General features: G+C 36.2%; 16 protein-coding genes. 2 read left to right on the top strand and 14 right to left on the bottom strand.

Features of this window, described 5'->3' with window-relative positions; genetic code table 11:
• The first annotated feature begins 46 nt into the window (after positions 1–46).
• Positions 47–934 (top strand): sigma-70 family RNA polymerase sigma factor, encoded by an 888-nt coding sequence (locus tag QUF91_RS11625; protein ID WP_289417872.1) that lies wholly within the window; start codon positions 47–49, stop codon positions 932–934.
• A gap of 109 nt (positions 935–1,043) precedes the next feature.
• On the opposite strand, the gene QUF91_RS11620 is transcribed toward QUF91_RS11625, so the two are convergent.
• The 9 genes from QUF91_RS11620 to QUF91_RS11580 form a co-directional block, all read right to left on the bottom strand.
• The gene (locus QUF91_RS11620; protein ID WP_289417871.1) at positions 1,044–1,307 is read right to left on the bottom strand and encodes a hypothetical protein; all 264 of its coding nucleotides are present in this window, start codon (positions 1,305–1,307) and stop codon (positions 1,044–1,046) included.
• A gap of 24 nt (positions 1,308–1,331) precedes the next feature.
• Complete coding sequence (locus tag QUF91_RS11615) at positions 1,332–2,990, bottom strand: DUF6138 family protein (protein ID WP_289420059.1); 1,659 nt, start codon at positions 2,988–2,990, stop codon at positions 1,332–1,334.
• A gap of 559 nt (positions 2,991–3,549) precedes the next feature.
• Complete coding sequence (locus QUF91_RS11610; RefSeq protein ID WP_285399864.1) at positions 3,550–3,948, bottom strand: hypothetical protein; 399 nt, start codon at positions 3,946–3,948, stop codon at positions 3,550–3,552.
• Between the two features lie 212 nt (positions 3,949–4,160).
• Positions 4,161–4,631 carry an inner membrane protein YiaA gene (gene yiaA / locus QUF91_RS11605; protein ID WP_285399865.1) on the bottom strand — a complete coding sequence of 157 codons (471 nt, stop codon included), beginning with the start codon at positions 4,629–4,631 and terminating at the stop codon, positions 4,161–4,163.
• Between the two features lie 426 nt (positions 4,632–5,057).
• Complete coding sequence (locus tag QUF91_RS11600) at positions 5,058–6,233, bottom strand: hypothetical protein (RefSeq protein WP_289417870.1); 1,176 nt, start codon at positions 6,231–6,233, stop codon at positions 5,058–5,060.
• A 12-nt stretch (positions 6,234–6,245) separates the two neighbouring features.
• Positions 6,246–7,055 carry a hypothetical protein gene (locus QUF91_RS11595; protein ID WP_289417869.1) on the bottom strand — a complete coding sequence of 270 codons (810 nt, stop codon included), beginning with the start codon at positions 7,053–7,055 and terminating at the stop codon, positions 6,246–6,248.
• Entirely contained in the window at positions 7,052–7,741 is a 690-nt protein-coding gene (locus tag QUF91_RS11590) for an ABC transporter ATP-binding protein (protein ID WP_289417868.1), read from the bottom strand. Before QUF91_RS11590 ends, QUF91_RS11595 begins: the two co-directional genes overlap by 4 nt.
• Positions 7,738–8,127, bottom strand: coding sequence for a GntR family transcriptional regulator (locus QUF91_RS11585; RefSeq protein WP_289417867.1), 390 nt, complete (start codon positions 8,125–8,127; stop codon positions 7,738–7,740). The genes QUF91_RS11590 and QUF91_RS11585 overlap by 4 nt, the downstream gene beginning before the upstream one ends.
• Positions 8,128–8,667: 540 nt before the next feature.
• A complete protein-coding gene (locus QUF91_RS11580; protein ID WP_289417866.1) occupies positions 8,668–9,015 on the bottom strand; it encodes a CPCC family cysteine-rich protein in 348 nt (115 codons plus the stop codon).
• A gap of 908 nt (positions 9,016–9,923) precedes the next feature.
• On the opposite strand from QUF91_RS11580, the gene QUF91_RS11575 reads away from it, so the two are divergent.
• Positions 9,924–10,070: a YrzI family small protein gene (locus QUF91_RS11575; protein ID WP_289417865.1), complete on the top strand. Its 147-nt coding sequence runs from the start codon at positions 9,924–9,926 to the stop codon at positions 10,068–10,070.
• A gap of 389 nt (positions 10,071–10,459) precedes the next feature.
• Here the strand turns inward: QUF91_RS11575 and QUF91_RS11570 are convergent, their stop codons facing one another.
• From QUF91_RS11570 to QUF91_RS11550, 5 genes are all read right to left on the bottom strand, one after another.
• Positions 10,460–10,819 (bottom strand): hypothetical protein, encoded by a 360-nt coding sequence (locus tag QUF91_RS11570; RefSeq protein ID WP_285399911.1) that lies wholly within the window; start codon positions 10,817–10,819, stop codon positions 10,460–10,462.
• Positions 10,820–11,075: 256 nt separating this feature from the next.
• A complete protein-coding gene (locus QUF91_RS11565; RefSeq protein ID WP_289417864.1) occupies positions 11,076–11,816 on the bottom strand; it encodes a YwqG family protein in 741 nt (246 codons plus the stop codon).
• A gap of 317 nt (positions 11,817–12,133) precedes the next feature.
• Complete coding sequence (locus QUF91_RS11560) at positions 12,134–13,963, bottom strand: ABC transporter ATP-binding protein (RefSeq protein ID WP_289417863.1); 1,830 nt, start codon at positions 13,961–13,963, stop codon at positions 12,134–12,136.
• Positions 13,956–15,719, bottom strand: coding sequence for an ABC transporter ATP-binding protein (locus tag QUF91_RS11555; protein WP_289417862.1), 1,764 nt, complete (start codon positions 15,717–15,719; stop codon positions 13,956–13,958). The genes QUF91_RS11560 and QUF91_RS11555 overlap by 8 nt, the downstream gene beginning before the upstream one ends.
• 57 nt (positions 15,720–15,776) lie before the next feature.
• A complete protein-coding gene (locus tag QUF91_RS11550; protein ID WP_289417861.1) occupies positions 15,777–16,157 on the bottom strand; it encodes a MarR family winged helix-turn-helix transcriptional regulator in 381 nt (126 codons plus the stop codon).
• Positions 16,158–16,240 lie beyond the last annotated feature (83 nt).

Here is a 16,240-nt window from a genome sequence, read left to right as displayed (position 1 = left end):
TCCAAGGATTACGGTATGCATTACATTAGAGATGGAAGGGTTTATCATGTTAATCAATGATTTGAATATAGAGGACTTATATAAAGAATATAAGAATTATTGTTTATCAATCGCATACTATTTGCTTGGTTCAATGACAGATGCTGAAGATATTGTTCAAGATACTTTTTTGAAAATAAAGGAACATGAAAAGATTGAGAAAGACATCACTAATTTAAAGGCTTATATAAATAAAATGATCGTTAACCGCTGTATGAATGAACTAAAGTCAAGTAGAAAAAAGAAAGAAAGTTATATAGGTACATGGTTACCTGAACCTATACTACAGGAATTCAATAGTGAGCCTCTTGAGAAGCTAATCCAGGCAGATCAATTAAGCTATTCATATATGGTTCTGATGGAAAACCTTTCACCTAGAGAGAGGATAGCTTACGTTTTAAGTAATGCTCTAGGGCTAAAGCATAGTGAGATTGCCGATATTCTAAAAACAACGACTGTCAATAGCCGAAAGATATTGAGTAGAGCACAAATTAAAATGGGAAGAAAAAGTGGAAAAGATTTGGCTGTTAATCTTCAGAAAAATTATATAGAACAATTTATATTGGCATTATCCAACGGGGATATTCAAGGAGTAACTCATTTGTTATCTAATGATGTGCTATTTGCTGCAGATGGAGGAGGTAATGTAAGAACAGCAATAAACATCATTGAAGGGAAAGAGCGAGTATCCGCACTTATTTCAGGAATTTCAAAGAAGTTTTTCTTTGGAAAAAGTGCTACTACAGCTTTAATAAATAATCAATATGGTATAGTAGTCACTGAAGGTCAAAAAATAACAGGAGTTTTTTGTTTTGACTGGAATTCTTCAACACGAACAATTAAAAAGATTTTCTATGTAGTAGCTCCAAATAAGTTAAAATACAATCCTTTTTAGGGGTGCGTTGGTATACGGATTGTTCTTTTTAAAGAGCTATCCGTATTTATTTTCTTGTTAAATTAATCTTCCAGTTAGTACAATAAGAAAAAAGAGCTGTCTAAACAGCTCAATGATTTTCAAGTAAAGCCCCAGTTTGTTGAATAACAGATAAAAAAACAGACCATTTAACTGGTCTTCCTATGCAAGTGTTATTTATCCCTTTGAATTTTCTAGTATTACCTAGTAAACCCGCAATATAAATATCGTAATATTTACCCAATCTAAAAAGTTCTTCTTTAAGAGTACCTTCCAAAAGAACCGTATTTTTAATAGAGCAAATTGTCCTGTTGTCATAGCCAAACACTTGAAGTTTTACTTTATTTAAATTCAAAAATGTTCTATAGCTATAGCCAATTTAACCGCGGCTGGCGGCCTGTGCCAACTCAGTGAGCCACTTTCCTTGGTCTCCTTTGGTTTTGGAAGCTATCTTTTTCATCTTGTCGGTTCCGCCCCAGATTAAGTATACGATATGCTCGACCTCGTAATCCTGAAGGCCACGAACCTGATTTAGCAGCAGCATGAGATACCTCGCATTTTCCATATCGGTTTTGATCTTCAGTTTCATCGAATCCGTGCTATGCAGCATACACTTCACCAGCGTAGGAATCGTTTCCGCGTTAACTCCATGACACTCAACCAAAGCGACCGTGAAGTTGTTCTGAACGGATTGGTGTTCTTCGTCAACCTTTCCCATATATTCTTCTACTAACGGAAAATAAGTCTGGTCTACCAATCCGAGGCCGAAGACTGCATAACTACCCGCCATGCAATTCTTTTCACCTTCTGTATCCGTATACCATTCAAACGATTCCATCGCAGCACGGGCATATTCCTCCACCAAGGGATGCAAATTCGGATATTCCAGGGCATTGGCGAAGAAGCGATGCGTACCCGACTTGGCCAATCCTTTGATTGGTAGCCATTGCCTGACGCCAGATTTCAGCTTGATTTGATAGCTATTGTGGAAGCCCATGCTTAACAAGCGAGTTAGAAACCGGAGCGCACGTGCATAACTCTCCTCCGTTTCCTGCTTAATGGCAATGGTTACCTCGGCAAACACATCGTTGGCTGTGTATTTCACCAGTTCGTCGCAAAAGCTGACATCTTCCTTGGCGAACGTTCCACTGCCTTCCTTTGTCATACGTTTCGCTCGGTCGCTTCCCAACTCGATAGCACAATTCAAAATATCCAACCCCTCATTTCTTCTGTGGGAGGGCTCATATTTCAGAATTAAGGTTGCAGCATAGATGACCAGTTCGATTGGACCTTGCTCAGTATTTTCAAGAAGGGCATCGCTTTTTTTCTTATATTCTTTTTGCCATTGTGTTCCCATATTTTCGAAATAACGGGGCAACCAGTGATTCTCCAAGCAATTCCGCAAAGCACCAATCAGATATCTGCGATGTTTGGCAAGATGTTCGTTCTCTTTATTCACATATTGAATTTTCTCGAAAATAGAGATGATATGGACTACATCTAAATCTGGAAACAGTCTCTCGTCCAGCAGGTGCTTGGAGAGGAAAAACGTCTCCAAAGGTTTAGTCGGATTTTTTCCCGCTTCGAGCTTATCCGCGATATAAAAGGAGATTCGTTTCAGTAATTGTTTCTTCTTCGTTTCGTCGACGTATTCTAGAATACGAACGTTAACATCTCCTTCTCGCGTCCGGAACTTGCCGTTAAAAGTAAATGGACAATTGAACAACGCCGGCGACACCTCGTCCAATTTTTGCCGTATGTAAGAAGCAAGCTCAGGGACGATCCGCTCTCTCACTTGTTCCTCGGTCAGCGTTTCCGAAGATTTGCCGGTCTTGACTACTGGCAATGTTAAAAAGTTCTCCGTTTCCCTCACCTTCACCCTGCCCTTAACATATTCGAGCAGAGCGTAATCATGTATTCCCGCCTGTAGCGAATTACGCTTTACGATTTGTTCCGCGTCCTTATCGCTAATATTGGTTATCCATTTATCGATTTCCTGTTTCATTTTGTCTAGAATCGTTTCCAGAGTGAGACCCATGTTCAACTTATGCTCCTTTGTATAGATTGATTTTCCGTTCCCCTTCATATATTCTGACGGCAGCGATTTTGAAGAATTCTTGCAAACATCGCAACAACCTTTATCTTTGATAAAAAGTTCATGAACTATATGCTTCGCTGTAATGCGCATTCTGCTTTCGGAATTCCAAAATATAGTTAGTTATGAATTATTCCCCATTATATCCCACCCTCACAAACAGAACAATTGGGCGCGAGACCCATTTATTGGGCGAAGACTCTTTGATAAACAAAAAGAACAATCCATTATTCGATATTCTGTTCTTAGACTTGAAAGTTTGGGTTACAATGTGACCATCACTGAATTGGGAGCTTCCTAATATAATCTAAACCGGATCTCTATTTTAAGCACTACCATTTTTCGGATATGAAGGTCGAGTTTGTTTTAGCCTAGACTTTTTAGTGCCAGAAATTTTATTTTCATGGGAGTACAAAAAACTCAACAAAAAAGCGTTAATCCTTCTGTAATCAACACAACCATTAGTTCAACAAGGTATTATCATGACCTAATACAAAAATTCCTAAATTCCGTAATACTTTTTATAAAAATTTAGAACTTCTTCTACGTTAAAATCCTCAAAATCTTCTTTACATTTCTGTAAATAGCTTAATTCTTTCTTTGTCTCTAAAGTATCAATTTTTTCGAGATACCCCAGTGTCTTTTCCAATCCTGCACCACATAATAGTTGAACATCAATATAACAATGTGTATCAAAGTCCTTTTCCTTTGCTCTCCAAATTAATACAGTATCGTCAACACATCCTAAAGCAAATAATTGAATACATAGTGTTTTTAAGTATTCATTATCTTCGGACGATTTATTCTCTATTTCTTCTTTTAATAAATTTCTGATACTATCCACAAAATCTATCTTAGGTACTAAACCAAAATTTTTTAAAAGTTCTTCAGTTTTATCCATAAATCACAGTTCCCCCTGTTTTCCATTTGAAGAACTATATTCTCCTAAACTGATTGTACTCCTTCTTGAATAATCCCTGCTCCGTTATCCCAATAAAGAAAAAAAGAGCTGCCTAGGCAACTCAACAACCTTTATTCAAGCACTCCGATAGTTGAAAAATGAAATGAAAGCCTTGCAGCATAGTAGAATTCTGCTCCATCATGGTACATAACTCAATCTCTTTCTTTTGCCCTCTGTGTATCTCTTATATTCTTTTGAACCGTTATTGCTGCAAATAAACTAAGAACAAATGCCATACCATAAAATCCTTTTTCGCTTAGAACAATACTTCCTGCATTGTATAAACCGATAGCTATTAATGAAATAGATACAATAAGTGCGAACCAACTAATACCATAATAAATACCAGTAACTGGTATTCCCTCATCTTTATCTCTAACTGCTTTTTGTAAAGATATCGCCGAATAGAGTCCGAATACTAAAACTGCAAAGTAATATCCTTTTTCGTTTAATTCCATATTTGCGTTAAACAAACCTATAAGATAAGACGAAACACCTACTAGTAGCGCTGCCCACGAAGCCCCTTTGAAGGCTGGAGTCGGCTCTCCCTCTTTCCTTACTTCTTTCACTTTTACATCATTTCGCTTTTCTTTATCTAATAAAACTTCATTATCATTGGACATTCAATTTATCGCCTCCATCTTTTAATCTATGTACTACTAATCAATTATGCCACAGCATAATTGCGTCCAGAATCTGCTTTGTGCTTGGACCAAGAACCCCCTTTCCGATTTGTAAGTAATTAAAAAAAGCACAAGAGACACTGTAGTGCATCTTCCTACATCTATTATATAAAAATCCCTTACAAATAATATATAATTTTATTATTAATTGGCTCATCACCATAACGTGTGGTTGATTTCCGTTCCGACTGGGCGCTTTCCTGGGAGCCTTTAACTTTACCCAATGACATATTTCATTATCGTCATACTGTCAATTAGTATTTCACAAACATCCACCCTGGGAACAAAAATCGGCAGATATGAATCATAGAATTCATACCTGCCAAAGCTGCTTGCTCTAATTTTCTAAATCGGCTGTTCTTCGATTTAATCATTGTGGTTATATACTTGCTCGATAAAAAGTGAGTAATCTGCATCTCGATTTTCTTTATTTCCGATGATGATTTTACCTTCATATAATAATTCACCTGTACGTAAATCACCGATCAAGAACAAATGACCATCCGAAACACGATTGACTAAATATAGTTTATCATCAGTAATCTGTAAAGAAGGTTCTTCTTTATCATTAGCAATGCTTGGATATTTAAAGTTTAAAGGCTCTTCCCACTGTTTCTTTTCAATATTATATCGGTTTAGCTCTAACCCATTAGTTGAATAAACAGGAATGAATATATCTGTTCCATGTAGAACCAACGACTTCGTATGTGGTTTTAATTCGGCTGGAATTGTCCATTCTTTCACTTCATTATTGAGATAGTTATACAGATACATTGGGCTAGAGATAATTTCACGCTCACCATCTTCTAGATATTTGTATTTTTCAACCATATATAAGAAATAATTTTCATTTTGTATTTTATTATAGTCATTAAATATATCGATGCTGGCGCGGCCTACCTCTTCTGACTCTAATTTTGCAAGTATTGAGTCATGTTCTAATTCCTTTTTGTTTTCATCAACCGTATATATGTGCAACTCTTCCTCGCCATTGAGATAACTTGTTGCTAAAATCTTTATTTTTCCATTTTCTACATAGACATCTTGCTCATTGATCCAGTCATATCTAACTTGGTCTGGCATATTGATTTCAAATGAAGAACTTTCATTTGTATTTTTATCAAGTATATCGATTTGCAGAGTGAAAGAATCTCCTCGGCCCTCTTTATTTGAAAAAATCGTGTAAATTAAACGGTCTTCATCTTCAAAATACTGTCCAGGATTTGCTTCTTTTCCACGCATAAACTTACGGTGTTCTTGAATATATTTTTGAAACATCCCAGGGTAATATCGACTCTTCAACTCTCCAATAAAAGACCCGCTCTGATTAGTCGAACCATCCTTTGATATATCCAAGCTACGAGAAATATCACCATTTTGATAACTTGCATGAATGATTAGATTGTCGATTTCTCCCTTATTTCCGTTAGTAGTTTCCATTTTAAAAGATACATTCTTTGCCATTGCCTGTTGAATATAGTAAGAACCGATTGTCGTCACGATGATTAAACTAATCAATATCGTTTTCCAATATTTTTTCATTGCTATCCCCCCTTAGACCCTGATTTTATATTTTAGCAAATGATTTGCGATCCAAATGGCACTCCCTAATACGATGGTTCCCATTACTAATACCATTAGAAGGACTTCAAGTGAGTAAAAATAGCCACTAGAAAATTCATTCAAAAAAATTGGCGCAAAAAAGACTCCGAACGAAAGCATTCCATAAACGATTGCGAAAAATATGCCTTTTAAACCGTAACTTCGTTCAATTAAAATAGCAGTGAATAGAACTGCTACAAAGATTAGCCCGACTCCATAAATCAGGATAAATTCCGTTAAGGTATTCGGATACAGCCAGCCCCACATTTCTAAACTATTAATATCATAAAATGAAAAATGCGATTGCAAATCTGTTGGTATAATACTATTAACAATTTGTATTTCAATCGGGATTAACAATATTTGCAAGGTAACTAAACCAAGTACTAAAAGCATAATAGTCGTCAATTTTGCGAAATAAATAGTAATTCTTTCAGTTGGCAACATTAATAATCTGTAAATAAACGTGTTTTTTCCAAACCAATCCCGATACCAAATAAAGAAAACATAAATCATCAACATAGCGATGCTAAAAAAGATTGGCATCAGAAACCATTCAGAGTCAAAGAAATAATTAAATGAAAAGTAATCCTTAACATATTGGCTCATTGATAGTTGATTCTGATCCGCTCTATCCATATATCCTTTTGACACGACAATCGCCCCAATGAACTGACTGACAATTATCAATCCTATTAAGGCTAGGTACAGTTTGAAAAATCGATTTACTTCGAAATTAAGAAGCTTTAAAAAGTTTCTCATCCGCGATACACCTCTCTCATGACATCAACGACTGATTTCCCTTCCTTTTCACGTACTTCCTCTACACTAAATTCCTTTAAAACTTCACCGTTATCAATAAGCACTGCTCTATCAATCAAGTGTTCAATATCACTAATTTCATGGGTTGTGATAATCACACCACGATCTTCAATTAAATGGCTTGTAAACACTTCGGCAATCTGTTCACGGGAGAATATATCGATACCAGAGAATGGTTCATCCATCAGTAAGTAATCCACATTCAGTGCCAAACCTAATATCATATTGACTTTAGCCATATTCCCCTTTGATAAATTGGCAATCCGTTCGGTAGGGTCTAGTTTAAAAAATTGCAGCAACTCTTCTGCTCTTTTTGGATCCCAGTTTTTATAAAAATCGGCCATGAACGTAAAGGCTTCACAAATTTTCATTTGTGGCAACATCGTAATCGTATCTGGAATAAAGGTAATTTTTTCGAAGCTTTCTTTCCGGATTTTTTCCCCATCAATCAAAATTTCACCGCTATCAATCGGAGTGAGCGCCATAATAGCTTTCATGATTGTCGTCTTTCCTACTCCGTTTATTCCGATTAAACAAGTAATTTCACCTTTTTCAGCAGTAAAAGAAAGACCTTTTAATACCTGTTTCCTGCCGTATTTTTTCATGACATTTTTCACTTCAATCATTTCGATTCCTCCGCTTCTCCGCTTTCGGCATCATGCTTTTTCTTAACTAGTTCCAACACTTCGGATAACGGCACATCAATGGATTTAATAGAACCTAAAAATAAGTCAACCGCTTCAATAATCAATTCCTCGCGGACACTTTTAAGGACCTTTTCATCTTTAGTAATGCAGCTCGGCATATTCCCCTCAGTAAAAATCAATCCTTGTTCCCCCATTTCCTTATAAGCTCGTTGTGCAGTATTTGGGTTAATCTTCAGCTGGTTGGCTAGTTCTCTTCTTGATGGAATCTCCTGACCAGGTTCAAAATACCCCTTGGCGATTTGCTCTTTAAAATGCCGGATAACCTGGACATAAACTGGATCCCGATTATTAAACTTTACAGTCAATTAACTCAACTCCCAGAAAATCATATTTTCATGTATTAAGCACTTAATACAGATTGTGCATAATGGTGGACTAAGTACTTTAACAAAACCACCCAATTTATTATTTAGCCATTACCCCGCTAATTGGTCTTGGTGTATTAATACCTTAATACACCGTTCTCAAAAAAATGTAAAAGTGTATTAAGCACACAATACACTCTTCGTAATGTATTATAGGCTTAATACACTTTTCATGTCAATCAAATCCATGGAAATATATCTCAATGTTTAAAAAGACAACCAGTTGTTAAACTAACCTACCACGAAAGTTTAGGTAGAAAAAGGCTCTACTCATTATTGAAGTAAAGCACCCCGTTAGCTTAATATGAACAGCGACGCTTCCTGAACAATCGCGCCCGATTCTTGAACAGTGTAAAACCGTTGATTTCCGTTCCAGACGGACGCGTTCCGGAGGGCGTACGCTTCCGTTGTTTGTTTCACGTCCCACCGATCCTCCCGTAGTCGCCGTCTTCCACTCCAATTAACTTTGAATCTGCTTCTTCATTTTGTTGGATATTCATATTCTTTTGGTTGCCTGCAAGACTTCTTTAACATGGGCAATACTGCCCCAAAACTTTGATAATTTTTTCTTGCTTCAGTCAATGTTAAGCCATTGTTTTGGTCACTTGCCTCAATATTACTTTGAATAAACAAATCTATCTCCCAAAAACATACGGGGCAAATGTAAGCAAGGGCATCGCCATTATTCGGAATTGTAATAAACTCGCAGCAAGGGCATGGTGAATTTCCAACTACTATATCAGATTCAATGTCATGTTCGCAGTTAGTTGTATCATCGCAGCTTATTTTTGGCACGTATTTATTTGTCTTATTTTCTTCGTTTTTCATTTTTCATAGACCTCCAACATACCCGTCAACTTTATCCTTATTATTGTATCAAAATTGTGGTAAAACCCTTCAAATTCTCTTTACCTAAGTTCTGGAACAACAATCTTTATCTTTTCATTTTGATAAAATACTATGAGTTTCTTAGTTTTATTAGTTTTTAAAATTATAATCTCCTTATTATTGAGCAACCTGCTTCGTTTAGTTTAAGTAAATTTCTTCACAACGCTTTCCTGTTTTGGACTAGCACATAACTATATTGCCACACAATATTGCCCTTTAGTGGAAAAAGCACTTTCCTTATTCCAGAAAAGCGCCCAATTGTTGAAGATTGGTTTTCAACTAAAGCCTCCTTTACTTTAAGTACAAAAATTCTCAAGTACATTAAAATTCCAAAGATCCAGTTTTTGTTTAGGTTTTCCTTTAAATTGTCCTTAAATTTAATAATTCTAAACCATTTCAGAAATCCCTGCCTTAATAATAATTATGTTTTTTGGCTTTAAGTCTTCTATACCTTCTATTTGCTCCTCCGAAAAAATCAGGTAACTAACAATGTAAAGCAGCAAAGAGTGTTTCTAGTCATTAACACAATCAGGAAAACTTAGTAAAAGATGTTTACAAACAACTTAAAGATGGATATACTTCCAAAGTAAACAAAAAATTCTTAAGGAGGTCGAATGAAATGATCGTTATCGTTAAATTGATGTCATTGGTAGTTACAACTTCAGTAAAAATGAAAATCACACATTCGACCAGATTGGAATGGATCGCTTAAGTTTTTTTGTAATTAAGCATACCCATACCGCAGGGAGAAGTGTGCCCCTGCGGTATTTTTGTGCCTTTTTTCACCGTAGGGGAGTCTCTCTACGTTTTTTTTCATTTTTCATGGTAATTTAAGGAGGTGATAATAAATGATATTAAACTTTTTTGCTCTCACGATAACTATTACTAAACGTGAGATCTCTCTTGAGAAAGCACTTCATAATGAAAATGTAAAAAAAATCTTTGAAGAGAACCGAAGAAAAGTAGAAAGTTATATTCGTATTCGTCCATATTAATTTTGTTAATTAAAAAACATGAAAGGTGGGAATTGAAATGATTTATATGATCAAAAGACGTCATGCAGTTTTATGGGTGGAGAAAGACACAACCACCAGATGAAGTAATATAAAGTGACAATATAGCTATTTAATTTTATAATTTCAATAAAGCTAACCCGTTCTAACCTAGGACGGGTTGCTTCAGGAGGTATTTTGCACTTTTTTAAGCGATATTTTACACATACAACTTGATGTAGTTTAAGAAAATGCGGAATTACAATGTAAGGGAAATTCTAATTCTAAAAAGCATAATTCCTCGATACTAAAATTGAATTTGGCGATTTTTAGCTTAATTCAATTATTCTGCCCCGTTAGCACAATAAGGATTTAACAATTAGTGTTACGAATTATTTTAATGTGTTAGTTTCTCTATCTATTAGATGTTTACCTAAATCTACATTTGCACTTTCATACCCAGCAGTGACTTTCCAACCAAATATGTTATTTTGGATTTTCACGTTTGATGTCGTATTAATAATATCTGAACCATTTGTTCTTAATAACAAAAAATAAGTATTAGAAATATCAGTTTCAACAACATCTATTAACTGTGTAGAATCATTATCAAACACTGTTGTTATATATTTTTCAATTGCTTCATCACGAGTTGAAAAGTGAGTCGAATATTGATAAATACCAAAAGAAATAATAATTATAACCACGATTGAAAATAAGTACATCAATAATTTTTTATACTTATTTTTCATGCTGCCCCTCCCTCCTTTTATATGAATATTTGTTCCAGTCAATGCTAGAAATCGGTTACCCGTTAGCCATCCATTTAGCGCAAAACCCGCGCTATACACAGAGAATCAAAGATTATTACGTTCTTTCGTGAGAGTTTAATAAAGAAAAAAGAGCTGCCTATGCAACTCAATGATTTTTAATTAACACACCAGTTAGTTGAATAAGAAAACAGAGCTTATTAAACAATTGCGCGCGTTTGTAGTTAGAAATTGCTCTTCAGCCTGCATCAGACCTTAGTCTACTAAAGTCTAAATTTTTCAGTCGTTCTGTTTCGATAAATATCATTAATTTATCGCCGTCATGCCAACACCACTCAAGACTATCATCCGAATCAACTGTTAACAGTGAGATCCATTCTCCTTCAGGCGTTGGATCATATGCTAGTGAATAATGAGAAGGGTATCCTAAAAGATAGTCCGAACTTTTATGTAGAGAATCCCGGATTTCAGTGTATATGTCGCTCTGAACTTCATCGAAAGGCCAGTCCTTCAACTGGTATTCGTCATAAGGAATATCAATAGTCTGGAAAAACTCAATCACTGTGGTCATGCCAATATCTGCATGGGGCGGCATTATCGTCTCTAGATTCGTTGTTTCAGGAATATAGATACCATGAATATATCCGTCCTCAAACGCCTCTAGATAAGCATCATCATCATAATTATCATCTGCTACAAAGAGACTTAGAAGTCCTTCCGATGGCAGATCTCTATCAGTTGAATTGATTTCTTTGAAATTGATCTGGCCAAGGAAGCGATACGGCTTCTCCTCATACGTTGGCCATTCGCTACCAACTGGTAAATCAGGTGCTCCTCCAAACCGACTACAGCCCAATTGTGGTTCCGCATCTTTATTCCTAAGTATATCAATTGCTGGCCTCAACACTTGAGATAAATACTCTTTATGATTTGCAATTTTTGACTGTTCAATCATCTCTAGAAAATTATTCCTATTCATTATATCCTCCATACGTGTGTTTTTTTAAATGCGGTTTGAAATTTTCCCCATATTTAATTATACTTCATCGTAGTTCTGAGACAAATGTTTATACTAATAATGGAAAAAACTATATTACTTTGTTTATTGTTAACAACACTCTCAACTACTCTTCCCAATCTCCAAATCGATTTTAACATAAATATCCAACAAAAAAAATCACCTCTAGAAAAACTAACGAGGTGATTTTTTAAATCTTTATTTTAAACGATCAATCTTTTTTACAAAGCTACACTCTACCCTAGTAGCCGAAAGCGAGTGTATATGGGCATTCATTTTTAAGAAGCATTTTCAAACTGACTATTATAAAGATCCGCATAGAATCCTTTTTCTGCAATCAGTTCTTCATGATTACCACTTTCAATAACATCTCCGTCTTTCATCACTAAAATCAAATCGGCGTTTTTAATCGTTGAAAGTCTATGTGCAATAACAAATGATGTTTTTCCCACCATCAATTTATCCATTGCTTCTTGAATAAGTGCTTCAGTACGTGTGTCAACGGAACTAGTAGCTTCATCTAAAATAAGCAATGGCGCTTTTTTAACCATCGCTCTTGCAATGGTAATAAGCTGTTTTTGCCCAACAGATAAACTAGTTTTATCGTTTAAAATCGTGTCATAACCTTTTGGCAAAGTTCTAATAAAGTGATGCAGACCTACAGCCTTACAAGCTGCAATTACTTCTTCATCCGTTACATTCTCTTTGTTATACACGATATTTTCCTTAACGGTACCTTCAAATAGCCAAGTGTCTTGTAGCACCATACAAAATAAGTCGTGAACATTTTTACGAGAAATCGACTTAGTCGGCACGTCTCCAATCATGATTTCCCCGCTATCTACTTCATAGAAACGCATAAGAAGGTTCACAAGTGTTGTTTTCCCTGCCCCAGTAGGTCCGACAATAGCAACTTTCTGACCTGCTTTTATATGAGCAGAGAAATCTTTAATAATAAGTTTCTCTTTCGTATAGCCGAACTTAACGTTTTTAAATTCCACATTACCTTCGACATCTTTGGCTTCTAAAATGGCTTTCTTATCACTTTCGTCTTCAAGTTCCGCTTCACTTAAGAATTCAAATACACGTTCACTTGCTGCAGCAGTTGCCTGCAAGCTTGTAGCTGCTTGTGCTAACTGTGATAATGGCTGCGTAAATAAGCGGATATAAACCATAAATGAAACAATCACACCAAATGTAATGGAACCGTTCATTGTTAGTGCAGCCCCTACGACACACACAACAACATAGCCTAAATTTCCAATAAAGATCATGAGAGGCATCATCATCCCCGACATAAACTGTGCTCGCCAAGCGCTACTAAAAAGACTTTCATTGATTTCATTAAATTCTTGCTTTGCTGCTTTTTCACCGTTATAAACTTTCATGACATCATGCCCTGAATAGATCTCTTCAATATGGCCGTTCATTCTACCAAGGTCTTGCTGTTGGCGTGTGAAGTATTTGCGGGATTTGGAAATAATAAAGGTCATTAATACAAACCCAACAAAAGTTGCAGCAACGGCAGAAAGTGTCATCGTCACATTAATAGTGAACATCATAATCAAAGACCCAAAGAACATAACGACCGCTGTTACTAGCGAACCAATACTTTGGTTTAGAGACTGTCCAATCATATCCACATCATTCGTGACACGACTTAACACATCTCCATACGTTGTTGAGTCAAAGTATTTCAACGGTAATTTATCGATTTTTTTCGAAATATCTGTACGTAAACTTTTGGAAACTCGCTGCGTAATTGTAGCCATAATAAAGGCCTGAATGTAATTGAAAATAAAGCTCAATCCATACAAAATAGCAAGGAGCATACCAATTTTCCCTATAGCCGCAATATCAATCTCACCAGTAATGCCTTCTGTTATCAAATCGGTGATCTCACTAAGCTTATTGGGCCCAATGATCGTGAAAATTGTTCCTACAACTGCCAATACAAGGGCAAAGATAATCGCTGGTAAATAAGGTTTACAATAAGCAATCAACTTTCCCCAAGGCTTTTTAAAATTCTTTGGCTTTTCTCCAGGAGCTGCCATATGACCTGAAGCACCGGGACCTTTTCTGGGCTTATTTGTTTGTATATTACTCATTTTCCAGCTCCTCCTTCGATAGTTGTGAATAGGCAATTTCCTGATATGTCTTACACGTTTTCAATAATTCACTATGTTTTCCCATACCAACGATGCTACCTTCATCAAGAACAATGATTTTATCAGCATCTTTAATCGTTCCAATTCGTTGTGCCACAATCAAAGAAGTTGCGCCTTTCGTTTCTTTTTTCAAGGTAGAACGAAGTTGACGGTCTGTTTTATAATCTAAGGCCGAGAACGAGTCATCAAAAATAAAGATTTCTGGATTTCGATTCACTGCTCTAGCAATAGAAAGACGTTGTTTTTGTCCCCCCGAAAGATTTGTACCGCCTTGGGCAATAGCTGCATCATATTCGTCATCCATTTTCTCTACAAATTCTTTCCCTTGAGCAATTTCCACCGCTTTTTTGATCTCTTCATCTGTTGATGGGGTCTGGCCGTTACCACCGTAGGCAACATTAGATTTTACTGTACCTGAAAATAGTACGACCTTTTGAGAAACATAGCCAATCTTATTGTGAAGAGCTTCCTGTGCATATTCTTTCACATTAATGCCGTCGACTAATACCTCTCCCTCAGTCACATCATAAAATCTTGGGATTAAATTAATAAGCGTACTTTTACCACTACCAGTAGAACCGATAAAAGCGACAGTTTCGCCTTTATGTGCTGTAAAGCTAATATCTTTTAAAACATAGTCCTCTGCATTAGGATATTTAAAGCTAACATTACGCAGTTCGATTTCACCCTCGATTCCTTTAGGTGACGATTGCATTTCTCCATCAATAATTGTTTGAGGTGTATCTAGTACTTCATTAATTCGGGCTGCAGATACTGATGCTCTCGGCAGTAAAATGAACGTCATTGATAAAAGCATAAATGCCATAACCACCTGCATAGCATAAGCTGAAAATACGACCATATCACTGAACAAACCGATTCGATCCATACCGCCTGCATTATTAATCAAATGAGCGCCAATCCAGTAGATAGAAAGAGTTAAACCTGACATAATCAGACCCATCCCCGGCTGCATAAGGGCCATAAGTCGATTCACGAAAAGGTTTGTATCCGTTAAAGAGTTATTGACTTTATCGAATTTTTCTTCCTGATACGCTTGTGCATTATACGCATGAACAACACGAATACCAGTTAAATTTTCTCTTGTTACTCGGTTAAGATTATCCGTTAGTTTTTGAACGATTTTAAATTTCGGTAACACAAAGATGATCAGGTTACCTATCAAAATAAGTAAAACAAGGACAGCTACTCCTGTTGCCGCAGACCACTCCCAACTTTTCCCCATAATCTTCAAAATAGCCCATACTGCAAGGATTGGAGCCTTAATCATAACTTGAAGACCCATTGCAACAGTTTGCTGTATTTGCGTTATATCATTAGTAGAACGGGTAATAAGACTTGCGATTGAAAAACCGTTAATTTCCTCCATAGAGAAAGATAATGTTTTGTCAAATACTCCTTTTCGCAATTCCTTAGAAAGAGATGTTGCTACCCTTGCCGCAAAATAGCCAACAATGACCGCCAATATCATACTGCCAAGGGCACATAACAGCATCTTCCCTCCAGCTGCCCATATGTCGCTCGTTTCACTGCCCTCTGTTTGTACAAGGGTCGTAATTTTAGACATATAATCCGGCAACTTCAAATCCAACCATACTTGCCCAACAATGAACACAATACTGGCTACAATAAGCGTCCATTCTTTTGGTTTTAAGTATTTAAATATTTTCAACATATTTGCCTTCCCCCTCATTATAGTTAGCGTGCTAACTATATAAAAAATACAACTTCTTCATGATTCAATATTCTCTTTCATGGCATCCATCACTTCAAAAAAAACTTCAAGTTTCTCTTCTGGGATACCTGTTAGTAATTTTTGTTCAAGCATCGCTCTACGAATCATGATACTGTCATGTATTTTCAGCGCATCTTCTGTTAAGACAATTTTTTTAAGTCTTGAATCGTAGGGAACAGAATGCCTTGTAATCAAACCATTACTTTCCATGGATTTTAGTATTCTAGACGCTGTTGATTTGCGAATAGAAAATGCTCTTTCAAAATCCTTTTGAAACACATCTTTATCTTGGTTTTTATAAAGATAACTAATAGTCCAACCGTGCATTGCAGTAAGGTTATCCCTTTCTGTTAGAGTAGTGCATGCGGCTTGATCCAATTGTCTTCTCATCAAAAGGGACAATGTGCGCAACTCTAACCCAACTGATCTCCTTGTGCTCAATTTTTCTACCTCCAATATGT

The organism is Lysinibacillus sp. G4S2 (assembly GCF_030348505.1).
Classification (GTDB): Bacteria; Bacillota; Bacilli; order Bacillales_A; family Planococcaceae; genus Lysinibacillus.
The sequence above is the reverse complement of the archived record's forward strand: the minus strand, read 5'-3'. Positions and strand labels throughout refer to the sequence as shown.